Source organism: Streptantibioticus parmotrematis (assembly GCF_019890615.1).
GTDB classification, from domain to species: domain Bacteria; phylum Actinomycetota; class Actinomycetes; order Streptomycetales; family Streptomycetaceae; genus Streptantibioticus_D; species Streptantibioticus_D parmotrematis.
In genome coordinates this window covers 86,222-109,077 of sequence record NZ_JAINVZ010000008.1, presented here as the reverse complement: position 1 = coordinate 109,077, position 22,856 = coordinate 86,222, and the positions used below count along the sequence as shown (strand labels likewise).

Here is a 22,856-nt window from a genome sequence, read left to right as displayed (position 1 = left end):
CCTACGTGAGCTCTGTCATCAACTGCGCCAGTTCGTCTGCCAGTTGGACGACCCCGTCGCGTTCGGGGCCGCTCCTGGCGATCCGGAAACCGTGCCGCCGGGCCCAGAACGCCGCCTCGACGGCGTGGAACTGGGCCCAGCGACGGACACGTCCGGGGTCGAGCTCGGCCGCGTCGGCGAAGACGTCCAGGGTGCGCAGCACCGCCTTGCGCAGGTCGCCTTCCGCGAGCAGGGCCAACGCCCGCGACTTGAGCAGCGCACCGCAGTCGTGGGCGGGATCGCCCACGCGGCCCTTGGGGTCGACGGCCAGCCAGGGCTCGCGGTCGGCGCGCAGGACGTTCCCGGCGTGGAGGTCACCGTGCACGAGCACGTCCGGCTGGTCGCGGCCCAGCTCCTCGGCGGTGGCCACGGCGGTGTCCACCACGCGGTGCGGCAGCGCGTGCGTCAGCTCCCGCGCGTCCCGGCGGATCCGCTCGGCCCAGGCGTCGGCCTCCTCCCGCATCCGGGGCAGGCCGGGCGGCGCGGGGACGGCGAGGCGGCGGTTGAGCCGTCCCGCGATCGCGACCAGCTCGTCGCCGTCCTCGACCCCGGCCAGGGTCGACGGCCGCGCCCGTTCCAGCAGCATCGCGAAGCGCTCGTCGTCGCGCTCGTGCAGCAGTACGGCACCGCGCCCGTCCCAGGCCGCGAACGCGTCCGGCTCGTGCACGTTGCCGGGGTGCGGGAACGACACCTTCAGGACGGCGGCCTCACCGGTCGCCCGCCGCGCCGGGACGATGACGCCGACAGCGCCGTGCGTGACCCGGCCGTCCGGCACGCATTCCCACCGCCGCAGCAACTCGTCCACGATTCCGGGCAGTTCGGCCAGCCAGGCCTGCCCCGCCTCTCCCTCGCGTTCGACGGTCCCGTGCGCGAACGCCTGTGGTATCCCGATCACCCACCGCACCCTACGCGCCGGATCCCGCCTCTCCCCCGCCGACGGCCCAGCGGTCGCCGTGGTCGGCCAGCGGACCCACCGCCCAGCCCCGGGCGTCGCAGGTGTCGAGGATCCGGGGCAGCGCTTCGAGCGTGGTGCGCCACGAGCCCGTGGCGGACGTGCAGTCGCTGTCGTGGAGCAGGATCGTGCCGCCGCCGCGCAGGTCCCGTACGACGGTGTCGTGCACCGAACGCGGTGTGGCCCGGCGGCGCCAGTCCTCGCCCCAGGCGGTCCACAGCACCGGGGTCAGCTCCAGGCGGCGGCAGGCGAGGTGGGCCGCGGTGGACATCACCCCGTACGGCGGCCGGAAGAGCGCGGGGGGCCGTCCGGTCACCTCCGCCACGGCGTCCCGCGCGCGGGCGAGGTCGTCGAGCGTGGCACGCGGTCCGCGCAGCGCGAGCGGGCGGTGGTGCCAGCCGTGGATGCCGATCTGGTGCCCGGCGGCGGCCGTCTCGCGCGCCAGGGCGGGCGAACGGACCAGCATCGAGCCGAGCAGGAAGAACGTGGCGCGCACCCCGCGGGCTTCCAGCAGGCGCAGGAAGTGCGGGGTGGCCAGGTGGTCGGGGCCGTCGTCGAAGGTGAGGGCGACGTGGTCGCGGCGGCCCCGCCCGGCCAGTCGTGGCATGGCGCGGTTGCGCAGCGGGCCGAAGGTGGAGATCACCGGTGCGGCGTGCAGGGTGGCGAGCGCGGGCAGGGCCGCGGCGGACGCGAGGGCGGTGGCACGGGCGAGGCGGGCGGCGGTCATCGGGCGGCTCCGTGCTGGTGTCGCGCGGCGACGGGAACGTGTGCGGGGGCTTCGGCGTAGGCGTACGCGAGCGGGGCCGCGATGCCGAGGGAGACGGTGACCGCCGCGACGACGGCCATCACACCGATCCGGCGCCGGACCGGGCGGCGGGTGACGGCCACGGGCGGGAGCGGCGCGGGCCGGTCACCGGTCGCGCTGCTGATCGCGGGAAGCGGACCGGTGGCCGTCCGGTGCAGGGCGAGCCCGGCCGCGCGTTGGGCCCGGCCGCGGGGACCGTGGAGCAGGTCGGTCAGGACGCGGGCGAGGTCGTCGGGTGCGGTTATCCACGCGGCGAGTCCGGCCTCGTCCAGGGCGGCGGCGTTGGTGTGGCCGTGGCCGGGGATGCATCGGTAACTGGCCACCGGCAGCCCGGCGGCGAACGCCTCCAGCGAGGTGAGCCCGCCGGCGTTCTGCACCAGCACGTCGCACGCCCGCATCAGGCGGGGCATGTCGTCCGTCCAGCCGTAGGCGTGCTCGACGCCGTCCCGGCGCAGCTGATCGGCGAGGGCCTGGTTGCGTCCGCACACGACCACCGGCACGGCGACACCGCTGTCGCGGATCTCGGTCGCGGCCCGCCGCACCGGCCCGACGCCCCACGAGCCCGCGACCAGCAGGGCGAGCGGCGCGTCGTCCGGCAGACCGAAGCGGGCGCGGGCCGCGCGGCGGCGGCCGGCCGTGGCGGGGGTGAAGCGCGGATCGGTGACGGGCCCCGCCACGGTGACGTTCGCGGCGCCGCGGGCGTGGGCCTCGGCCGCGGGTATGGGGTGAACGGCGAGGTGGGCGTCGATGCCCGGGGCGACCCACATGGCGTGGACGGAGAAGTCGGTCAGGTAGGTGAGCGCCGGTACGGTCAGCAGACCGCGCCGCCGCAGTGTGCCGAGGACCTGGCAGGCGCCGGGGTAGGTCGAGATGACCGCGTGCGTGTCCGGTGGGATCGCCCGGAGGGTCCGGCGCTCGGCGGCGCGGAACAGCGCCCGCCACACCGCGCCGGGCCGCCGGGTGTGTTCGGTCGCCGCGTACAGGCGCTGGTAGCCCACCGGTGCCCAGATCAGCAGGCGGTGGTAGACGCCGGACAGCAGTCGTCCCAAGCCCGCGGGCACGAGGTCAAGGAAGTCGTGCCGGTCCACCAGGTAACCGTGGGCCGCCAGTTGGCCGGCCAGTCCCGCGGCCGCGCCGTCGTGCCCCGCTCCCACGCTCGCGGAGACGATGACGACGCGTCCGGGTCCCCGGCCCGGTGACGGCGTGACGACGGATAGCGGTACCGCCGGCCCCTCGGGCGGGTCGTCGCAGGTGGACACGGTCGTTCAGCCTCCTGAGGGGAAACGCGCGCGGCCGCGGGTGCTCGGGTCCCCGGCGGGGCCGCGCAGGCCGGGGCCGCGCCCTCGCGCGACCGCGCGGGCAGGCCCGCCCCGGACGTGTCGGGCGCTCGCCGGGGAAACTACTACATGATGTAGAAATTGGAGAACGTGGGTCGGCGGCGGCGTGAACGCCGGGCCCGGACTCGGACTCGGACTCGAACTCGTGCGGAAGTTACTACATCATGTAGAAGTATGGTGGGCCGCAGGATGAACCCGGGAGGGACGACGGATGACACCGGACGCGGCGGACGCGGCGGGCGCGGCACGGCCGCCGACGGCGGGCCACGGGCGGGCGAGCCCGCGGTGACCGGCCCACCCGGCAGTCCCCGGCTCCGGCGGAGTGTCGCCGTGTTGCTGACGGCGATCTCGGTCGGCTACCTCGTCGTCTCGGGACTGCAGAGTCACAGCGCGGCGTCGGAGCGCGAGGTGCGGGCCCAGACGGCGGGGCTGGTGCGCGGCACGCCCTCGGCCGTACAGTGCGGCGTCTACCAGGTGCCGATCCCGCCGGGCGCCCACGACGTCGAGTTCTACGAGGCGAACTCATGGCAGGCCGACTCGCTCTACGTGCGGTTCACCACCGACCGGGCCGGACTGGGCGCCTTCCTGGCCCGGTTGGGCACCGGCCCGGCGCGGCTGCGCGAGGGCATGACCGCGGTGGAGGTCTCGGCCGCTCGCCAGGGGCAGGTCGGCTGGCGCTTCCCGCCGGGTCACCGGTGGGCCGGGACGACGCTGGCCGCGCCCGCGCCGCGCCCCGCGCACGAGATCACGGTGGACCTGGACGACCCGCGAAATCCGGCGGTGTTCGTCGTCTCCACCATCCGCTTCCCACGCCGGGGCCGGGCCGCCCCCGGCGGGACCACCGGCCCGGCCGGGTGACCGGTGGCACGGCGGCGCCTCCGGTGACCGGTGGCACGGCGGCGCCTCCGCGGGCACACGAGGCGGACGCCGCCAGAATGCCCCGCGCGCACCCGCGTGAACTCCGCGCGCCCGTCACGCGTCTCACACATCGCGCACACCGCACGCACGCCACGAAACCGTTCGCCCCGGAAGACATCCGCCCGAACCGCCACCGGAGGACCCCATGACCGACACCAGCACCCCGGGCCACCGGGGCCGTTCGCACCGTGACGCCCGGGCGGGGTCCCGTGCGGGAAACCGGACGGCCTCCCGGGCGGAGCGGGCCGAGGAGCCCACCGCACTGGTGCGGGCGGGTCAGTTGGTGGTCTTCGTGATCGTCAGCACGCTGCTCGTCATCGTGGGCACATCGGTGCTCGCGGGAGCGGCACTGCTGATATACACGGCGGCCAAGTAGCGCGTCCCGCCGTTCACGCACGCCCGACCGAGCAGCGCGTTCCGCCGTCTACGCACGGCGACCGAGCAGCGCGTTACGCCGCCCACCCCCGCCCGGTCGGTCAACGCAGCGCGCGCAGATGCGCCGCGGCCGCGTGGGCGTGCACGCCCGCGGCGTCGAAGAGCCGGTCGGTGTCACGGGCGGCCACCGCGAGGCTCGCGCAACACACCACCATCAGCACGGCGAACGCCGCCACCTCCACTCTGCGGCGCGGCACCGGCGGCGCCAGCAGGGCCCGCACCCGTTGCGGCACCGGGCCTGCGGTGGCGGACAGCGCCCCGGGACGGGCCCGGCCGGCCGCCAGGGCCGCACGGGCCACGGCCCTGGCCACCAGCGACCGGTCCGCCACCACCGCGCCGGCCTCCTCGTCCGCCCACCGCTCGACGGCGAACGCCCCGGCCCGCTCCACCGGCCGCAGCAACGGGGTGACCGCCGCGGCCAGATGCAGGACCAGCAGGAACAGGTGGTGCCGGTGGCGCAGGTGCGCCCGCTCGTGGGCCAGCAGGGCCCGGCGCTCCGGCGCGTCCAGCAACCGCAGCATTCCCGACGAGACCACCACCCGCCCCGGGCGGCCCGGCACGGCGAACGCGGTCGGCACCGGGTCGTCGAGGACGGCCAGGTCCCCGCCCGTCGCGAGCCGTCGGCACTCCCGCCAGGCTCCGACCATCGCCCGGCCCCGCCGCCACGACGCCACCGACACGCTGACCGCCACGGTCAGCACCACCCCGGCGCAGACCGCGGCGACCTCACGGCTGACCGGGTCCTCCGCCGCCAGCACCCCCACCGACCAGCGCCCGCGCGCGGCCACCAGCGGAAACCGGCTCACGGCGGTGAACGCCAGGATCGCCAGCTGCGTCACCCAGGTCCCCGCGGCCACCACCGCCGCGCCGGCCATGGCCCACGCCCCCGTCCGCGGTGGCATCCTGCGGCCCGCCCATGGTGCGACCAGCGCCAGCACCGTGCTCACCAGCAGCGGCAGGTACATCGGCAACGGCCAGAACACGACGTCACCCCTGCCCGCGGGCGTCGCCGTGCAGCAGCCGCTCCAGCAGCCGTTCGTCCTCGGCGGACAGCTCCGACACGAAGCGGGCCAGCACCTGCGCGCGGTCACCGCCCTCGTCGAGCAACGAGTGCATGCCCGCCGCGGCCAGCCCCGGCTGGTCGTCGACCGGCACGTACAGGTGGCTGCGCCCCTCCCGCCGCCGGGTCACCAGGCCCTTGCCGCACAGCCGCGTCAGGATGGTCAGGACCGTGGTGTACGCGGTGCCGCCACCGATCCGCTCGTGGACCGCCGCGGCCGTCACGGGCTCGCCGGCCGCCCACAGCGCGGCCAGCACCTCGCCCTCCAGCTCGCCCCGGGCACGCCGTCGCCCGTCCCCGTGCGCATCGCCTGCCACCTGCCACCGCCCTTCCGCCTCGTCGACCCCCGCCCGCACCCGGCCGACCGCGTCGCACCGGCGTGCCTTCGGGGCGTCATACCGAACAAAAGGTACTACGAGACGTAGAAGACGGCGGAGGTCGTGCCGCGCAGGCCGACGAGCGGCCACGAGGACGGGTCCCGCAGGGCGTGCGGCGGGATGTCCGCGAGAAGGGTGCGGGCGGTGGTGGCGTTGTGGTCGGCCGCGGCCTCACGGGTCCAGCGCGGGTCGCCGTCGCACAGCGCCCACAGCGGCGTGACGGCCGCGCCCCGCAGCGTCTTGGTGCGGTACGAGCCGACGCCCAGGTGGTAGGTGTGCCGTCCGGTGGCGTAGGCGAGGCGGACGGGATCGTAGTAGCAGACCCTGAAGTGCTCCTTGGCACCGCCGAGTCGGCCGTAGTCGAAGCCGGAGGCCCGCGCGTACAGGGTGTCGCCGACGGCGTAGGTGAGGCAGAAGCCGGCCATGCGGCCGTCGGCGAAGCATCCGTGCACCGTGCCGGAGTCCCCGGTGGCCTCGGACTGCCGCCGCAGCAGCGTGGCCATCTCCTCGTCGTCCACGCGATGGCCGTAGCGCCGCTGGGTGCGGGCCAGCAGGGCCCCGGCCTCCCGCCAGCACGCGGACAACGGCAGTCGCCGCAGTTCGTGTCCTGCCGCCTCGAACGCCTCGTCCTCGCGGCGCAGGATCCGGCGACGCCGGGAGGGGAAGGCGGCGAGGAAGTCGTGGAACGAGTCGCCCGGCAGGTGGATGGCGCAGTCACCGCGCACCAGACGCGGTGCCGTGCCGAGGCACCGGGCGAGTTCTCTCGCGTCGCCGTCCGGCAGGTAGAGCCACCACGTGACGCCGTCGGCCGACTCGCGCGCGTACTCGCGTACGGCCGCCACCAGGAGGTCCAGCACCCGCCGCCGGTCGGCGGTGGTGAGGTCGCGGGCGATCAGCAGCGGGTGGTGGTACCCCTGGGTGCCGCCGGCCAGGAGCACCGGTCGCCCCTGAGGCGTCGTCAGGTCCGTCAGGTCGGGAAAGAGCGCGCCCACCCGGTAGTTAGGGTTGGCCACGCGGCGGCACAGGTAGGTGGCGACGGCGCCGAGCGGGCGGCCGGTGTCCGTCTCCACGACGAAGTGGCGTGGCCCGGTGTCCGGGTCCTCCTGGGAGGCGAGCCAGCCGTGCGTGGCGTAGAAGCTCGCCGGTGCGGCGAGGCCGTCCCAGGCCGTGGGATCGACGTCGGTCATGGCGTCGACGCTGTGGACCCGCATGGTGTGTGCTCCCGGCTCGTGTTCGTCGTCCTCGTCCTCGCGGACCTGATGGCATGCCGCTGCGGCTCTCCCGCGCCGGGTGCGCTGTTACGTGGCGGCATCGACCTGGCGGCCGTCCAGGGTGAGCGCGACGGCCGCCGCCCCCGCGCTGCCGAGGGCCAGCGCGATCCAGGGCCACAGCGGCCCGAGGGCCAGCAGTCCGGTCAGCAGCGCGGGCGCGAGGGCGCCGCCGACGGCCCACGACATCTGGTAGACCGCCTGGTAACGCCCGTGCAGGTGCGGCGCGGACAGGCGCACGCTCAGTTCGTTCAGCGACGGCGATCCGACGACCTCCGCGGCGGTGAACACCAGCGTGGCGGAGACGAGGCACGCCCCCGCGAGGACCCCACCGCCCGACGGGACGAGGGCGAACAGGACGAACGCGACCGCGTCGGCCGCCAGTCCCGCCGCGGCGATCCGGGAGAGCCGGTGGCGTTCCAGCAACCGGTACGTCGAGGTCTGCGCGGTCGCCACGACCGCCGTGTTGAGTGCGAGGAGTACGCCGACCAGCCAGGCGGGCGAGCGGACGCTCGCGGTCACGTAGACCGCGAGCAGGACCGACGGCATCATCGCGCCGAGCACGTAGGCGAGATTGGCGGCCACCAGCCGCAGGTAGACGCGGTCCCGGAGAACCGCCTTGTACCCGAAGCCGCTTGATTCGACGTCAATTCCTTTATCCATCGGCCCAGTTAAAGTGGACCCAGGAGACCAGGCGGCGATCAGCACCGCCGCCGCCACGAAGGTGAGCGCGTTGGCGACGACGACCGCACGCAGCCCGGTCGCGCCCGCGACGTCCACGGTGGCGGACGACACCAGGGCGCCGAGTCCCATGCCGGTGTTGCGCAGCGCGGACACCAGCGCGAACCATCGGGGGCGCTCCTGCGGGGCCGACGCGGCCAGTGCCACCAGCGAGCGGCTGGACGTCCAGTACGCGGTGGTCCCGGCCTGGACGACCAGTTGCGTCAGCACGATCGACCAGAGCGAGCGCGCGGCCGGGAAACCGAGGAATCCCACCGCGCAGACCAGGTTGGCCGCCACCGCGACGCGACGCGGTCCGTAGCGGTCGAGCAGCGGGCCGACCAGTGCCGGTACCGGAAGGGACAGCAGCCGCCCGAGGCTCAGCGCGGTGCCGATCTGCGCCAGCGGGACCGACGTGGTCCTGGCGAAGTAGACCACGGTGAAGGCCAGCACCAGTCCGGTGCCCAGGCTGTCGATGAGGTTGGCGCCCACCAGGCGCCCGTGGCCCGCCAGTTCGGGCAGGCCCAGTCGCGATCCGGTGCGCCGTCCGGCGGCGGCCGGGCGGTCCGTACGGGTCGTCATGGCGTGGCCGGTGCGGTCTCGGCCGGCGTGCGGCAGTGACGGGACACCACGTCCTCGACCTCCTCGACGACCCCACGGCCGATGGTGCCGAACCGCGACTCCAGCCGCTCCAGCCCGCGCAGCAGCCGCTCCTCCTCGCCGTAGGCGCAGGCCAGCACCATGTTGCCGCCGTGGTCCCGGCCGTCGATGACGAGGTTGCTCACCCTCACCACGTCCAGCTCGGCCCGCGCCGCCCGCTCGAACTCCGGGGTGACGTGGCCCACCGGGAACTCCAGCGACCACCTGCGGCGCCGCGTGCGCAGACCGGCGCGGTACGCGGACCAGTCGCCGAGCAGCATGTGCAGCAGGCAGGCGTAGGTGTTGCACTCCGAGGCCGCGATCGACATGGCGGTGGAACCGGAGATCCGGGGGTTGATCTCGATGACGTGGAACGCGCCGTCGGCGTGGATCATCTCCACCTCGACGACACCGTTCAGGTCCAGCTCCCGGCACAGGGTCACCAACCGCTTCGCCACCGGTCCGAAGAGCCGTTCCCTCGTGGGTCGTGGCGCGCAGTGCCGCAACTGGCCGAAGAGGAAGGACGGTTCGCCGCCGGTGCGGCCCTTCCACACCAACGGCTGGACGAGGTACTCGCCGTCCCGGCCGACGATCTCCACCGAGCACAGTTCACCGGTCAGGCAGGTTTCCAGGACCGCGTTGCCGTCGTACGGCTCCTTCAGGTAGGCGTCGAGCGCCTCGGCGTCGCGCAGGAAGCGGATGCCGCTGCTGAGGTTGTCCCACAACGGCTTGGTCAGCAGCGGGAATCCGAGCGCGGCGGCCCGTCGTCGCAAGGCGTCGCGGTAGGCGGGGACGGGCAGGTTGCGTCCCGCCAGCAGGTCGCCGTCCATCAGCAGGCCCGGTGGGGTGGTGAGGCCCGCCGCCGACACCGCGACCTTGGTCTCGTGCTTGTTGGCCAACAGGGCCGTGGCGCGTACGGAGTGCGTCACCCCGGGGATGCCGCGGTCGGCGAGGATCTCTCCGACGACCGCGTCGCGCAGCGCGTTCTCGTCGGGGAGGGAGAGCGAGACGTAGCCGTCCGCGCCCCAGGCCTCGATGGTGTCGGCGATCCACCCGGGCGAGGCGTCCGCGGGGATCCTCCGCGCCTCGCCGGGGAACTCCCCCTCGGCGCACTCCCCGTCGGTGTGGAACAGTCCCGCCACCGCGCCTGCCGCCTCCAGGTCGGGGGCGATCAGGCCGATGTGGGGAACGGCTCTCTCGATCTCGACCGACCGCAGGAAGGCTATGCGTCGCACCGCGTCACTCCGAATCCGTCGTCACGGTCATGGTCCTGGTCTTGGTCGTCCCGGACTGCGTCGTCCGCCCGGCCGTGGCTTCCGCTGTGTCGTCGGCTCCGGCGGGGTCGACGTCCACGACCACTCCCGCCATCGCGACGGCCGCCGCCGCGTCGGCCTCCCGGGCGGAGGCCGCTTCGAGGATCACGTGTCCGAGGCGGCCGAGGTTGTCCCGTGGACCGGTCACCGCCGCGCCGGGCTCGGTGTACATCGCCACGTCGGTCACCCGCGCGGCGCCCACCACGTCCCCCGTGCGGGGCAGGCCGTGGACGGCGGTGAGCACTCCGGCGTGCGGTGAGGTCACGAAGCGGATGGCGGCGGCGCCGTCCGCTCGCGGTTCCAGGTCGGGCTCCGATCCGAACGCCACCTTGATCTGAGCCGCCGTCAGGTCGACGCCCCGGGCGAGCCGTACCAGCCGGACGATGTGACCGCCGGGCGGTCTGGCGGCCACCTCGATGACGCGGGCCGCGCCGTCGCCGGTGAGCTTCACCTCCGTGTGGGCCGGGCCGTCGGTCACACCGAGTGCCTCCAGCGCCGCGTCCACCGCGGAGCACAGCAGCCGTGCGTCCGCCGGGTCCAGTGCGGCGGGGACGGTGTGCCCGAGTTCGGCGCGGCTGCCGTCGCCTGTGGTGAACTTCGCGGTGATCGCGACGTGTTGGGCGCGTCCCGACCACACGACGGTCTCCACGCTGAACTCCGCGCCGTCCGCGTACTCCTGGAGCAGTGCGGTGTCGTCGAGGGGGAACCCGTGGGAGAACTCCACGGGCCAGGAGCGGGCCAGCCGTACCGCCGCGGGCAGTCGGTCCGGTCCGGCGACCACGGACACCCCCATGGACCCGGCCTCCTCCGCCGGTTTCACCACGAGCGGGTAGCCGATCCCCGCCGCCTCGGCAGTACGGACCGGGTCGCCGTCACGCTCCGTGGGGACGGTTCGCGGGGCGGGCACACCGTGGCGGTGGAACAACTCGGCCATCCTCAGCTTGTTGCGGCAGCCGTGCGCACGCGTCGGGTCGTTCCCCGGCAGCCCCAGTTCGGCGGCGAGCGCGGCGGCCAGGGGTGAGGTGAACTCCCAGCACGCCACCACGGCTCCCACCCCGGCGGCCCGGCAGAATTCGCCCAGTTCCCTCACCGCGGCGTCCGGGTCGCCGAAGTCGGTGAACACGACACCGTCGATCCGTGCGCGCAGGGCAGGCGGGTAGGCCGCGAAGACGTCCGCGTGGGTGGCCACGAAGACGCGCAGGCCGAGGCGTCGCGCGGAGTCGAGGAGGTACTCGCCGGCCGTCGCCAGCGCCTCGATCACCAGGAGCGCCGGTTTCTGGCGCGGTGTCATGTTCCTCCTTCGGACGGAGCGGCCCGTTGCGGTGGGATCAAGGGGTCGGTGGTCGTGGGACCGGTCGTCGTGGGGTCGACGGCCACCGGCCGCCGCACACCGGTCCGCACGAAGCCGAAGGCCGCGGCGGACGCGCACGCTCCGGCGGCGCAGGCCAGGCCGAAGGCCCAGCCGGGACCGTGGGCGGACGCCACCTGGCCCGCCGCCATCGCGGCCATCCCCTGCCCCGCGATCAGCCCGCTGCCCAGCAGGGTCATCGCCTCGCCCATCCGGGCGGCCGGGGCGGTCCGCGCGGCGAGCCCGAAGACCGCGATGAGCAGCGGGGCCACGGCGCATCCGATCGCGGCCACGGCGGCGGTGGCCCCGGCGAATCCGCGCACCCACAGCAGAGAGCACGTCAGCACCGCCTCGCAGGCCACCGCGGTCCGCAACTGCCGTGCTGTCGCCGGGCCCCGGGACCGTACCGTCACCGCCAGGCCCGCCAGGGTGCTGGTGACCGCCATCGCGCTCCACACCAGCCCGGCGACCCCCTGCTCCCCCGGGCCGTGGGCCAGCGCGTTGATCCCGGCGTTGGTGGCACCCCACAGGCAGCCCTGCGACACGGCGATGCCGCACAGCGCGATGAGCGAAGGGGACAGCAACGGCTCGGTGCGGTCCGGCGCCGCCGGTGCGCCGGGCGGGGCGGTCGGGTGCAGAGCGAAGGCCGTGCCGAACACCAGCATGAGCACGGCGGCGCAGCCGACACCCGCCGCCGGGCCGACGAGCAGCGCCAGCACGCCCACCAGGGCCGGGCCGACCATGAATCCGACTTCGTCGAGCGTGGTGTCCAGTGACACCGCCCGGGCCGCGAGCGCCGGTGCGTCGGGGCGTCCTCGCACCAGCCCGACCCAGCGGCTGCGCGAGAGCGGACCGACCTGCGGCACGGTCAGGCCCGCCACCGTCGCGCACACGGCCTGGACCGCCGTCGGCCGGGAGCCGAGCGCGGACGCGACCAGCGCGGCGGTGGCCGTCGCGTTGAGCAGGGAAGCGGTGAGGAGGACCGGGCGCTGTCCGCGGCGGTCCGCGAGACGGCCGATGAACGGTCCACCGGCCGCCTGACCGGCCCACAGGCATCCGGCCACCAGGCCCGCCCGGCGAATGCCGCCCAGCGAGGTCACCATCACCAGGGTCCCGGTGGGGCACAGTCCGGCCGGCAGCCGGGCCAGGAACGAGATCAGCGGCAGCCAGGGCCCGGTCACGTCCAGTACGGCCCGTAATCCCACAGGCTCGCGCACACCGGCTCGTCCGGTCACAGCGTTCTCACCGCCCCCGTGTCCATGGTGGCGCGCTCTTCGGCCACCGGTTCCAACTGACGTGAAATTCCTGGTGATTGCGGTTCCGCGCAATTCACCCACCCGATCAGACCTCGGGTTTTCCGCGATGCGGAGACCTCACGGATCGGCGCGGCGGAAGCCTTCCGCGTTCAGCGCCGGTTTCGCAGTGTGGCACGGCCGATCCCCCGAACCGGCATCGAGGACGAGGTTCGTAGGAAGACACGAGCGGGATGTGCGAGGCAATGTGACGACTCGTAGCATCCGGGCCTGTCGGCACGTCACCTGACGTGTATTTACTTGTCGAGGCAGCCGCCCGGGGCCTTTTCGGGCTTCTGCCGCCGAGGTTCTCGGCCCGGGCGCGACACCCGTCCGCGCGCCTCGCCCCCGGCGGCTTCCCGCGCCCCACCGTGCGCGAACGGCCTGTGTTCCGCCCGTCGGAGAGCGGTTTCCCGCTCGCCCGTCGGAGAGCGGTTTCCCGCTCGCCCGTCGGAGAGCGGTTTCCCGCCCATCACCCCGGCGCGCTCCGCTCTTTCGCACGACACGGCGACACCATCGAGCCGCTCCCGCACCCCGCCCCGGCCATTCCGTTGAGGCCGCGCACCACGAAAAGCACGGAGAAAACAAGGAGGGCACCTGTGAACAACGTCAGGGACGAACTCGCCGGTTATCTGGCGGAGGGGGTCATTCCACCGTTCAACTACGCCTATCCCTCCCGCTCGGCCTACCGGCCGTTGCCCGATTCGCTGCGTGCCGACGACATCTGGGCGCGCGACTTAACGCACCACACGGTCCCCGAGCTCAACCTCTATCTGCACGTCCCCTTCTGTCGCTACAAATGCGGGTTCTGCAACCTCTACACCGTCATCTCCGAGGACGCCGACGTGTACGACGCGTACATGGACGCGCTGTGCACGCAGATCCGCGATCACACCGAGGTCATCCAGAGCCGGCGGCTGCGGACCGTCTACATCGGGGGCGGCACCCCGAGCCTGCTGGGCCCACGCCACTTCGAGCAGCTCTTCGCCACCCTCGACGAGGTCTACCCCAACTGGCGCAGCACGGTGGAGGAGGTCGCCATCGAGGCGACCCCGGACTCCATCGTCAACGAGCCGGCGACCCTGCGCGGGCTCATCGCGATGGGCCTGACCCGGGCGAACATCGGCATCCAGTCGCTCGTGCCGCAGGAGATCCGCGCCGCCGGGCGGGGGCAGGCCAACGAGCGGGTGATCCGTGAGGCCGTCGCCATCGTCCGCGACCTGGAACTGCCGAACCTGTCCACCGACCTCATCATGGGATTCGCCGGCCAGACCGACGCGAGCTGGCGGCACTCGGTGGACGAACTCGCCCTGCTGGCACCGGAGACCATCAGCACCTACTTCCTGACGGTCCGCCCCGACGCCTGGTTCTCCAGGACCGGCAAGTACCAGTACATGTGGGATCCGGGGCTCTACGAGCGCTACGACTACGCCAACGAGCGCTTCAAGCAGGCGGGTTACGTCCAGGAGTCCAACGTCCGCTACAAGCGGCTGGGACGCGGCGGCTACCAGCAGAAGGTGCTGACGTTCCACGGCGTCCCGCTGCTGGGCCTCGGCGCGGGGGCGCGCAGCTACAGCAGCACCGTCGACTACATGGTCGGCGCGGTCAAGCCGAGCATGGCCGAGGTGGGCGAGTACATCAGGTCGGCGCGCGAGCACACACTGACCCCGCGCACCGGTTTCGTGCTCACGGACGAGGAACGCATGCGCAAGCGCCTGGTGCTCGACCTGTTCGACCTGGACCTGCGCGAGCTGGACCGGTTCGGGTACCGGGAGTCCGCCCACCTCTTCGAGCCGGTGCTCGGCGCGGCCGAGGAACTGGGGCTGCTGCGCAGGCTTCCCACCGACCGCGTCCAGCTGACCCCGGACGGCTTCAAATACCGGGACATCCTGTCCTGGATGCTGTTCTCGCCGGAGGTGATCGAGCGGGACCGTGCGTACTACGAGGGGTTGCACCACGGCAACGCCCGGGCCCGCAAGGCGATCGGCGAGCCGGTGCGCATCTCCGGCCTGACCGCGAAGGCCGAGCGCTGAACCGCTCCGCCGGGGAACGGGACGCCTCGTGACCGGATCCCTGCGGCACCCCGGCAAGCGCGTCGTGATAGCGGCCGGTGGCGGTGGTGACCCCATCGGCACGGCCGTCGTCGCGCACGCCCTGTACCCGGACCGGCCGGTCGTGATGCTGAGCTACTCGTGGGAACGCCTGGTGGTGGACCCCGTACCGGGTCCGCGCGCAGCCGCCGACTTCACCGGGCTGCGCCACCTCACGCCGCACGTCCCGTTGTTCACGCCGGACACCCGCCCCGTCGCACCCGCCGGATCGACGCTTCCGCGTCTGTCCGCCGAACTCGCTTCGGACATCGGGCTGTTGGACCCGTACGGCGGCGTGCCCGGGCTGGCCCGGCAGATCCAGGAGGTCGTGGAGCACCACGGCGCCGGGCGGGTGGACGTCGTGGACGTGGGCGGTGACGTCCTCGCCCGGGGGGACGAGCCCACGTTGCTCAGTCCGTTGCCGGACGCCCTGGTGGTCGCCGCCTGCGCCACCGCGGGCGTCGCCACGCGAGTCCACGTGGCCGGACCCGGTCTGGACGGCGAGATCCCCGAGGAAGTGCTGTCACCGCGACTGGGCGACGACACGTTCACGCTCACGGCGGAGCACTGCCGTGCGGTGTCCGGGGTCTTCGACTGGCATCCTTCCGAGGCCAGCGCGTTGCTCGCGGCGGCGGCCGGTGGTCTGCGCGGGGGCTGCCTCGTGCGCGACACCAGCCGCCCGGTGCCGCTGACCCGGACGAGCGCCGCGGTCTTCCGCCTTCCGCTCGCCACCGTGCTGAGCCTCAACCGCCTCGCGCACGCCCTGTACGCGCGGCAGTGCCCGACGTTGCGCGACGCCGAGCACGTCGCCCTGCGGGTCTGCGGGTTCGACGAAGTGCAACGCGAAAGGGATCGGGCGGCGGAGCTGAGGAGCGGAGTCGGCGACGGCGCGCCCGGGGGCGGGGTGCGCGGCGCGCTGGCGGCGCTGGACGCGTGGGCGGCGGGCGTCACCGCACGGCATCCCACCGCCCGCTACGCCACGTTCCGCTGCGCCGCCGAGGGCCTGGGCCTGCGCGGCCGGGACGCGGTCGAGTTCAGGTCCCGGCTGACCCGCGTCCGCCCGGACCTGCACGCCGCGCCGCTGCTGCGCCTTCCCACAGGCGCGGCCCGGGGGTGAGGCAGCGAGCCCGGGTGTGAGGCGCCGGACCCGCGTGAACGCCGGTGCCCGGTGCCCGGTGCCGGCGTTCACGCGAACAGCGACTTGCCCCACCAGTCCCCCGCGCCCTTCAGACCGGGCGGGACGGCGAACAGCGCGCTGCCGGTGTGCCGGATGTACTCGTTGAGGTTGTCCTGCCGGCCCAGTCGGGTCTGGATCGGCACGAACTGCTTGCGGGGGTCCTTCTGGTACGCGAGGAAGAACAGCCCGGCGTCCAGCAGGCCCGTGGTGGCGTCGATGCCGTCGGTGTAGGAGTAGCCGCGCCGCAGGATCTTCTGGCCGTTGTTGCTCGACGGGCTCGCCAGCCGGATGTGGGCTCCGGCGGGGATGACGGGCTGCCCGTCGCGGCCCTTGGCGTTCAGGTCCGGTGTGTCGAACTCGCCGTGTCCCGTCAGGGGTGCGCCGCTGGTGCGGAATCGGCCGAAGACGTTCTGCTGGTCGGCGAGGCTGTCGGTGTCCCAGGACTCGATGAGCATCCGGATACGCCGGGCCACGAGGTAGCTGCCGTCGCGCATCCACGACTGGTCGGTCTCCTTGCCGACCCACACGTAGTCCGCCATGTCCGTGCCGCTCTCGGACTTGATGTTGCGTGTGCCGTCCTTGAATCCCATGAGGTTGCGCTCGGTCTGCTGGGCCTGGGACGTCGAGGAGGTACGGCCGAAGCCGAGCTGCGACCACCTGATGACCGCGGTGCCACGGGCCAGCCGGGCGAAGTTGCGGATGACGTGGAACGCCACCGTGGGATCGTCCGCGCAGGCCTGCACGCACAGGTCGCCACCGCTGCGTTCCGGTTGGAGCGAGCCGTCGCCGGGGAGCGTGGGAAGGTCGGCGAGGGCGGCGGGCCGGTGGTGCGACAGGCCGAAGCGCTCGTCGAAGAACGTGGGTCCGAATCCCACGGTGACGGTGAGCCGCGCCGGGCCGAGGCCTTCCGCCTCCCCGGTGTCCACCGGTGGCGACTGGGTGTTGCGGTCGTCGGCGCCGACCGGCAGGCCCCGGGTCATCTGGGCCGCCGCGGCCGCCCAGGTGCCGAGCATGACCTGCACGGACTCGGCATCGGTGGCGGTGATGTCGAACGCGGCGAAGGCCAGCCGGTCCTGGGCGGGGGTGGCGATGCCGGCCTGCCGGGCGCCGTAGAAGGGGACGGGTTCCTGCGTCCGCGCGGCGGCCGGCGAACCGCCCGCGTGGCCGGTCTCGTGCGCCACCGCGTAGCCTGCGGCACCGGCGGCCGCCGCGCCCAGGGCGGCGCCCAGCAGGTTGCGTCTGCTCGGCACTGACTTGCTACTCATGTTCGTGGTTTCCGTCTGCGGGCTCGGCGCCCTGCCCGGATCGCGGCGCGCGGTCCGGGCAGGGCGTGGGATGGCTCGTGGCGTGGCGTGCTGGTGGTGTCGTGCGCCTCAGGGGTGGCGCGCCCGCACCGCGGTCGTCAGCTGTTGGCGACCTTGCCCGCGACCTGGGACAGCGGCTCCTGGACGGCCTTCACGGCGGCGGCCAGCTTGTGCTTGTCGGTGTCGTTCAGCGTCGTGTAGAGCTGGAAACCGGACGCGTTGGAGCCGGTGCGGTAGGAGTCGACCAGCTTGTCCAGCGAGCCGAAGGCCGTGGCGATGGTGCGGGTCAGCTGCGGGTCGATCTTGGTCAGGGCGGGCTGGAGGGACGCGAACGCCTGCTCCGCGCCTTCGTCGTTGGCCTGGAAGTCGAGCAGGTCGATGTGCGAGTAGCGCTCTTCCTCACCGGTGATCTTGCTGCTGGCCACCTCGTCGAGGAGTTCCTGCGCGCCGTTGGCGAGTTCGAAGGGCTTGTAGGTCAGGCCGGTCGTCAGCGTCTGGAGCTTCTTGACGTTCGCCACCAGGCCCGAGCCGTAACCGGTCAGGCCCTTGAGGCTCTTGTCCTGGAACAGGCCCTGCTCGATGCGGTGGAAACCTTCCCACTGCGCCGCCGGGACGTCGCCGGTGCGCGCGTCGATGTCGGCGTCGAGGTTGTCCTTGCCGACGGTGAAGGACTCGGCGACCGGCTCGATCTTCTCGTAGTACGGCCTGGCCTTCATGTAGGCCTGCTGGGCTGCCGCCAGGTCGGTGCCCTGGAGCGCCTTGTCGAGGGCCTCGCTGGTCTGCACGAGGTAGCCGACCTGGCCGGTGACGTACGTGGCGTACTGCTTGGTGCCCTGAGCGAGCAGGGTGCCGGTCGCGGTGTCGCCGCCGGAGGCGGACTTGCCGGTCACCGTGAGGGGCGTGTTCTCCTGCTGCGCGCCCGGGCAGTACAGGGTGTAGCTGCCGGCGTCGACGTTCACCGAGAAGCTGCCGGAGAAGCCGGGCGGCAGGTTCTCCTTCTCGCCCACGATGCGGGCGCCGCTCTGCAGTTCCACCTCGCTGACCGCGGTGGCGTCCTTGTTGGTGACGTTGAACGTGAGGGCCCCGGCGGGGAAGGACCGCGTGTTCACACTGCACCCGTCGGCCGCGGTGATGTCGACGACGGCCTTGCGCGGGTCGCCGCCGGCCGCCTTGGCCGAGGACGTGCTGTGCCCGTGCGTGCTGCCGCCGCAGGCGGTCAGGGCACCGCCCAGGCCGAGGAGGCAGGTGGCGGCGGCGAGGAGGCGGGTGGGTCTGCCGGGGCGAGAGGACATGGGTGACTCCGTGAACGAAAGAGGGTGGTGAGGGTTAGGTTTGGCTAAGCTAACTTACCGGGTCGAGGACTCCGGAACCGGGGCCCCCTCGGGGGCGGCGGCATCGCTGCGCCGCCCGAACGCGGCCACCGCGGCGGTGACCAGCGCCAAGGCGGCCACGACCGCGAGTCCGGCGGCCCACGCGAGCAGACCGGCGCGGAGATCGAAGGTGTGCGCGTCATGGCGCGCGGCGGCCGAGGCCCTCGCCACGACGTCGGCGGGCAGCCCGCTGGAAGCGGTGGCGACCGGCTGGTCGAGCCCGACGGTACCCACCTGAGTGCCGGTCAGGGCGCCGGTCACCGTCTCGGTCCAGCGCAGGTCGACGACGCGGCCGGTGCGCGGTGCGATCCACACGGTGAGGTCGTCGGTGTCCGCGTACGTGAGGGAGACCGTCGGGCCGCCGCCGCTCGCGGGGCGCACGCCGAGCGGCAGGCGCCCGCCGTTGAGGGCCGCCGCCTGCTCCCAGGTCACGGTGGCGGGCCGTCCCGCGGTGGCCGAACCGGGCCGGGAGGCGCGGTAGACGGCGGTCTCGACGCCCGCGTGCGCCTGCGTGCCCGCGCGCCGCAGGGTGATCGTGACCGGTGCGCCCGCCGCCGTGGGCTTCGCCGCGGGGCTGCGCGGCCGGGTCACGACGGTGATCCGCTCGGCGGTGCGTTCCGTCAGCCGCACGCCCGAAGCGCCGCTGCCGGTGACCGCGCCGCCGGAGGGACGCCCAGGCGCCGCCGCGGCCAGCGCCAGCGCGCCGACCGCGAACACGGCGCCCAGCGCTCCCCCGAGCCGGGCCACCGTGCGCCGGGACGGCACCCGCCCCGGCGGCCACGCCACGTACAGGCCCACCGGCACCAGGTAGACCAGCCATCCGACGACCTCGACGACCACGGGGTGCGGCTGGATGCCGAGCATGCCGGTCAGCAGGGCCGACTGGACCGAGCCGGGACTCACCAGTGCGCTCAGGTCGACGGTCGTGCCCTGACCCGCGTCGAGCCATCCCGCCTCGTGCGCGGTGTGCAGGGCGTTGACCACGAGTCCCGCGGCCACCAGCACCAGGACGAGCCCGGTGACGCGGAAGAACCTCGACAGGTTCAGCCGGACCCCGCCCCGGTAGATCCCCCAGCCCAGGGCGACCGCGACCAGGATGCCCGCGACCGCGCCCCCGGCGGCGCCCGCCCGGTCGGACGTCTCGTTGAACGCGGCCAGCAGGAAGACCACGGTCTCGAAGCCCTCGCGCAGCACCGCGAGGAACGCCATCAGCACCATCGCGCGCGACGCCCCGCCGCCCGCCGCGCGGTCCATCGCGTCCGCGGCCAGGCCCTCCAACTGCGCCTTGAGGTCGCGCGAGTGGCGGCGCATCCAGATCACCATGTACGTGACCATGCCGACCGCGAGGACGCCGATCACGGTCTCCAGGCCCTCCTGCTGCCGCTGCGGCAGGTTGGAGGAGACCGCCTCCAGGACCAGGCCGACGCCGACGCACAGCAGCACCGCCGCGGCCACCCCGAGCAGCACCCAGCGGAGCATGTCGCGACGACCCTGCCGTCTGAGGAAGGCCGCGATCATGCTGACGATCAGCGCGGCCTCCAACCCCTCCCGCAGACCGATCACAAACGTAGGCAGCATCGACGACTCAGCTCCGCAGCGGATGACGTGAACAAGAACCCGCTTAGGTTAGGCGAACCTAATGCGAAGCTGAACCGGGGGTGCCCTGCTGCCTGGCTCGTGGCCCGTCGGTCTCAGCGGCGCCCGTGTCTCCGGTGGGCCGACGGACTCAGCGGCGCGCGTACCCGTCCGTCGCGGCGATCAGCGCGTCGACCATGCCGGACTCCCCCATCGAGTGGCCGACGTCGTCCACCACGATCAGCTCGCTTCCCCGCCAGGCGTGGTGGAGCCGCCACACCGTGCCGAGCAGGTTGCCGAAGTCCAGGCTGCCCTGGACGAGCGTGCCGGGGATGCCGTCGAGCAGGCCCGCGTCGCGCAGGACGACACCCTCGTCGTTGCCCTCGCCGAGGAAGTGGTCGTTGCCCCAGTAGTGGGTGACGGTCCGGGCGAATCCCCTCCGGAAGTCAGGGTTCTCGAAACGGGGGACGGAGCGGGGTGGCGCCGGGACGGTCGCGGTCTCCCAGTCGGTCCAGGCCCGGGCCGCGCGGTCCCGCACGTGGGGATCGGGCGACTCCAGGAGGCGGTTGAAGGCGGCGGCGAGGTTGCCGTCGCGGTCGCCCTCGGGCAGTTCGGCGAGGAACGCTTCGAACGCCTCGGGGAAGACCGTGCCGAGTCCCCTGGTCAGCAAGGCCACTTCGGGGTTGGAGCCGGTCGCCACGGCGGTCAGGACGACCTCGGAGACCGCCTCCGGGTGGGTCTGCGCGTACCGCAGTCCCAGCACGGATCCCCAGGACACGCCCCACACCAGCCAGCGGTCGATGCCCAGGTGCAGCCGCAGGCGTTCGAGGTCGGCGAGGGCGTGCGCCGTCGTGTTGACGCTCATGTCGGTGTCGTACGCGCTCGCGTGCGGGGTGGAACGCCCGCAGCCCCGCTGGTCGAACAGCACGATGCGGTAGGCCGCCGGGTCGCAGTAGCGGCGGAAGCCGGGGACGCAACCGGAACCGGGGCCGCCGTGCAGCATGACCGCGGGCTTGCCACGCGGGTTGCCGCACTCCTCCCAGTAGAGCCGGTTGCCGTCCCCGACGTCGAGCATGCCGTGTGTGTACGGTTCGGTCGCTGGATACAGGGCCATCGCGCCACCCTAGTGCCGTCGGGCCCCACGTGGCCGGGTGTCAGTGGCGCAGCACCGCGTAGCCGAACGGGCCCGCGCTGATGCCGTCCGGGCCGACGGTGACGCCCTCGCCGATCAGCCGGGTGGCGCGGGCGTGGGCGGGGTCGGGCAGCGGGGCGGTGGCGGTGCGGTCGCTGGGGTTGACGACGACGAGGTGGTGTTCGCCGCGTGAATACACCAGCGGATAGCCGTCGTTGTGCACACGCACCGGGCTCCCGGAGCCGAGGTCCGGTGTGGTGCGGCGCAGCCGGATCAGTTCGCGGACGGTGTGCAGCAGCGAGCCGGGGTCGCGCCGCTGGGCGGCGACGCTGGGGCGGGCCGGGTCGGGGTCGAGCGGCAGGTAGAACCGCTCGGGCGGCGCGGTGGAGAACCCGGCGCCGGGGCCGTCGTCCCACTGCATCGGCGTGCGGCTTCCGGCGCGGTTGTAGCGCGGGGTCAGCACGCTGCCCTCGACGTCCGGCAGGCCCGGCACGTACCGCATGCCGATCTCGTCGCCGTAGTGGATGGCGGGCAGCGTCGGCCAGGTGAGCTGGAAGGCGTAGGCGGCGGGGAGTTGGGCCGCGTCGCGCGGGGCGCAGGCGAGGCGGGAGAAGTCGTGGTTGGAGGTCGGCAGCGCGATGTGGCCGGGCTCGCCGATGGCTTCGGTGGCTTCGGCGTACGCGGCGGCGAAGCCGGCGAACGAGCCCTTTCCGGCGGCGCCGAAGTAGCAGGGGACCGGATCCCATTCGTCACGGTCGGTGCCGGTGCCGGTGTTCCACAGCGAGCGCAGCGGGCCTCCGTCGGTCGCACCGCCGAACTGGAGGAAGAAGTCGCCGTGGAACCCGGCCGGCACCGAGACCGCGGGGTCGCCCCACTCGGACAGCAGCACGGCGTCCGGGTGGGCCTCGTCGAGCCACCCGCGCAGCTCGGTCCACAGCCGCGCGGTCTCCTTCTTGCCGGGGTCGTCCTTGACGAGGGAGGAGGCCATGTCGACCCGGAAGCCGCTGATACCGCGGGTCAGCCAGTGGTCCATGATGGCGCGCAGCGCCCGCCGGTTGGCCCGCGGGCCCTCGGCGTCCACCGGCTGCCGCCAGGGCTCGGCCGGATCGGGGCGCGCGTAGCCGAAGTTGAGGGCGGGCTGGAAGTCGAAGTAGTTGGGCAGGTAGCCGCCGGGGCGGGTGCCGGGTGAGGCCACGAAGCCGGACGGCAGCGGGTCGGCGTCGGCCCACACGTAGCGGTGGTCGGACGGGTCGTCGGCGGCGGCGCGGAACCAGGGGTGTTCGACGGCGGTGTGTCCGGCGACCAGGTCGAGCAGGACGCGGATGCCGTGTCGCCGGGCGCGTTCCACCAGGTCCGCGAGGTCGTCGTCGGTGCCGTAACGCGGCGCGACGGTGAGGTAGTCGGACACGTCGTATCCGGCGTCGCGCATCGGCGAGGCGAAGCAGGGGTTGATCCAGACGGTGTCGACGCCGAGCCAGGCGAGGTGGTCGAGGTGGGCGGCGATGCCGGCGAAGTCGCCGATGCCGTCGCCGTTCGCGTCGGCGAAGCTCTGCGGATAGATCTGGTAGAGCACGGCGTCGGCGAGCCAGGAGGGCGCGGGGCGGAACGGGAGCATGGAGCGGTGGTGCCTTTCCGTCGGAGGAGCGTGGGGTTTCCGGGCGGCACGGGGCGGGGGCGCGGGAGGGGAGTTCCGGACGGCACAGGT

The 22,856-nt window shown here is 73.6% G+C and carries 19 protein-coding genes; 4 read left to right on the top strand and 15 right to left on the bottom strand.

Annotation, left to right across the window (positions count from 1 at the left end):
* Nucleotide 1 precedes the first annotated feature (1 nt).
* Genes K7472_RS14320 through K7472_RS14310 form a run of 3 tightly spaced genes read right to left on the bottom strand, consistent with a single transcriptional unit; the run spans nt 2 to nt 3,055 of the window.
* Nucleotides 2–934 carry an aminoglycoside phosphotransferase family protein gene (locus K7472_RS14320; RefSeq protein WP_222977852.1) on the bottom strand — a complete coding sequence of 311 codons (933 nt, stop codon included), beginning with the start codon at nt 932–934 and terminating at the stop codon, nt 2–4.
* A gap of 10 nt (nt 935–944) precedes the next feature.
* Nucleotides 945–1,718 (bottom strand): polysaccharide deacetylase family protein, encoded by a 774-nt coding sequence (locus K7472_RS14315; RefSeq protein WP_222977850.1) that lies wholly within the window; start codon nt 1,716–1,718, stop codon nt 945–947.
* Entirely contained in the window at nt 1,715–3,055 is a 1,341-nt protein-coding gene (locus tag K7472_RS14310; protein WP_222977848.1) for an MGDG synthase family glycosyltransferase, read from the bottom strand. Before K7472_RS14310 ends, K7472_RS14315 begins: the two co-directional genes overlap by 4 nt.
* 408 nt (nt 3,056–3,463) lie before the next feature.
* On the opposite strand from K7472_RS14310, the gene K7472_RS14305 reads away from it, so the two are divergent.
* Together K7472_RS14305 and K7472_RS14300 are read left to right on the top strand one after the other, a co-directional pair.
* Complete coding sequence (locus tag K7472_RS14305) at nt 3,464–3,991, top strand: hypothetical protein (RefSeq protein WP_222977846.1); 528 nt, start codon at nt 3,464–3,466, stop codon at nt 3,989–3,991.
* 205 nt (nt 3,992–4,196) lie between these two features.
* Entirely contained in the window at nt 4,197–4,427 is a 231-nt protein-coding gene (locus K7472_RS14300) for a hypothetical protein (RefSeq protein ID WP_222977844.1), read from the top strand.
* A gap of 100 nt (nt 4,428–4,527) precedes the next feature.
* Here the strand turns inward: K7472_RS14300 and K7472_RS14295 are convergent, their stop codons facing one another.
* From K7472_RS14295 to K7472_RS14265, 7 genes are all read right to left on the bottom strand, one after another.
* Complete coding sequence (locus K7472_RS14295; RefSeq protein WP_308013910.1) at nt 4,528–5,469, bottom strand: M56 family metallopeptidase; 942 nt, start codon at nt 5,467–5,469, stop codon at nt 4,528–4,530.
* A gap of 4 nt (nt 5,470–5,473) precedes the next feature.
* Nucleotides 5,474–5,863: a BlaI/MecI/CopY family transcriptional regulator gene (locus K7472_RS14290; RefSeq protein ID WP_222977842.1), complete on the bottom strand. Its 390-nt coding sequence runs from the start codon at nt 5,861–5,863 to the stop codon at nt 5,474–5,476.
* Between the two features lie 95 nt (nt 5,864–5,958).
* A complete protein-coding gene (locus tag K7472_RS14285; protein WP_222977840.1) occupies nt 5,959–7,134 on the bottom strand; it encodes a GNAT family N-acetyltransferase in 1,176 nt (391 codons plus the stop codon).
* A gap of 87 nt (nt 7,135–7,221) precedes the next feature.
* A complete protein-coding gene (locus tag K7472_RS14280) occupies nt 7,222–8,493 on the bottom strand; it encodes an MFS transporter (RefSeq protein ID WP_222977838.1) in 1,272 nt (423 codons plus the stop codon).
* A complete protein-coding gene (locus K7472_RS14275; protein ID WP_222977837.1) occupies nt 8,490–9,785 on the bottom strand; it encodes an ATP-grasp domain-containing protein in 1,296 nt (431 codons plus the stop codon). The genes K7472_RS14280 and K7472_RS14275 overlap by 4 nt, the downstream gene beginning before the upstream one ends.
* A 4-nt stretch (nt 9,786–9,789) precedes the next feature.
* A complete protein-coding gene (locus tag K7472_RS14270; protein ID WP_222977836.1) occupies nt 9,790–11,154 on the bottom strand; it encodes an ATP-grasp domain-containing protein in 1,365 nt (454 codons plus the stop codon).
* Entirely contained in the window at nt 11,151–12,428 is a 1,278-nt protein-coding gene (locus K7472_RS14265) for an MFS transporter (protein WP_222977834.1), read from the bottom strand. The genes K7472_RS14270 and K7472_RS14265 overlap by 4 nt, the downstream gene beginning before the upstream one ends.
* A 674-nt stretch (nt 12,429–13,102) precedes the next feature.
* On the opposite strand from K7472_RS14265, the gene K7472_RS14260 reads away from it, so the two are divergent.
* Nucleotides 13,103–14,536, top strand: a complete 1,434-nt coding sequence (locus K7472_RS14260) for a coproporphyrinogen-III oxidase family protein (protein WP_222977832.1) — start codon at nt 13,103–13,105, stop codon at nt 14,534–14,536.
* Nucleotides 14,537–14,564: 28 nt separating this feature from the next.
* On the top strand, nt 14,565–15,710 hold the full coding sequence (locus tag K7472_RS14255) for a DUF1152 domain-containing protein (protein WP_308013909.1): 1,146 nt from the start codon (nt 14,565–14,567) through the stop codon (nt 15,708–15,710).
* 68 nt (nt 15,711–15,778) lie between these two features.
* Here K7472_RS14255 and efeB read toward each other — a convergent pair whose 3' ends face one another.
* From efeB to K7472_RS14230, 5 genes are all read right to left on the bottom strand, one after another.
* Nucleotides 15,779–17,035, bottom strand: a complete 1,257-nt coding sequence (gene efeB, locus K7472_RS14250; RefSeq protein ID WP_222977826.1) for an iron uptake transporter deferrochelatase/peroxidase subunit — start codon at nt 17,033–17,035, stop codon at nt 15,779–15,781.
* 137 nt (nt 17,036–17,172) lie between these two features.
* A complete protein-coding gene (efeO, locus tag K7472_RS14245) occupies nt 17,173–18,366 on the bottom strand; it encodes an iron uptake system protein EfeO (protein WP_222977824.1) in 1,194 nt (397 codons plus the stop codon).
* A 54-nt stretch (nt 18,367–18,420) separates the two neighbouring features.
* Nucleotides 18,421–20,022, bottom strand: coding sequence for an iron uptake transporter permease EfeU (efeU, locus tag K7472_RS14240; RefSeq protein WP_222977817.1), 1,602 nt, complete (start codon nt 20,020–20,022; stop codon nt 18,421–18,423).
* 148 nt (nt 20,023–20,170) lie between these two features.
* Nucleotides 20,171–21,133 carry a prolyl aminopeptidase gene (gene pip, locus K7472_RS14235; RefSeq protein WP_222977811.1) on the bottom strand — a complete coding sequence of 321 codons (963 nt, stop codon included), beginning with the start codon at nt 21,131–21,133 and terminating at the stop codon, nt 20,171–20,173.
* A gap of 40 nt (nt 21,134–21,173) precedes the next feature.
* Nucleotides 21,174–22,766, bottom strand: a complete 1,593-nt coding sequence (locus K7472_RS14230; RefSeq protein ID WP_222977809.1) for an alpha-amylase family glycosyl hydrolase — start codon at nt 22,764–22,766, stop codon at nt 21,174–21,176.
* Nucleotides 22,767–22,856: the final 90 nt, after the last annotated feature.

What these genes read in the sequence shown, in the direction of transcription:
- K7472_RS14315 (WP_222977850.1), bottom strand. Translation starts at nt 1,718, where the DNA reads ATGACCGCCGCCCGCCTCGCCCGTGCCACCGCCCTCGCGTCCGCCGCG.
- K7472_RS14300 (WP_222977844.1), top strand. Translation starts at nt 4,197, where the DNA reads ATGACCGACACCAGCACCCCGGGCCACCGGGGCCGTTCGCACCGTGAC.
- K7472_RS14285 (WP_222977840.1), bottom strand. Translation starts at nt 7,134, where the DNA reads ATGCGGGTCCACAGCGTCGACGCCATGACCGACGTCGATCCCACGGCC.
- K7472_RS14280 (WP_222977838.1), bottom strand. Translation starts at nt 8,493, where the DNA reads ATGACGACCCGTACGGACCGCCCGGCCGCCGCCGGACGGCGCACCGGA.
- K7472_RS14270 (WP_222977836.1), bottom strand. Translation starts at nt 11,154, where the DNA reads ATGACACCGCGCCAGAAACCGGCGCTCCTGGTGATCGAGGCGCTGGCG.
- efeB (WP_222977826.1), bottom strand. Translation starts at nt 17,035, where the DNA reads ATGAGTAGCAAGTCAGTGCCGAGCAGACGCAACCTGCTGGGCGCCGCC.
- efeO (WP_222977824.1), bottom strand. Translation starts at nt 18,366, where the DNA reads ATGTCCTCTCGCCCCGGCAGACCCACCCGCCTCCTCGCCGCCGCCACC.
- efeU (WP_222977817.1), bottom strand. Translation starts at nt 20,022, where the DNA reads ATGCTGCCTACGTTTGTGATCGGTCTGCGGGAGGGGTTGGAGGCCGCG.
- pip (WP_222977811.1), bottom strand. Translation starts at nt 21,133, where the DNA reads ATGGCCCTGTATCCAGCGACCGAACCGTACACACACGGCATGCTCGAC.
- K7472_RS14230 (WP_222977809.1), bottom strand. Translation starts at nt 22,766, where the DNA reads ATGCTCCCGTTCCGCCCCGCGCCCTCCTGGCTCGCCGACGCCGTGCTC.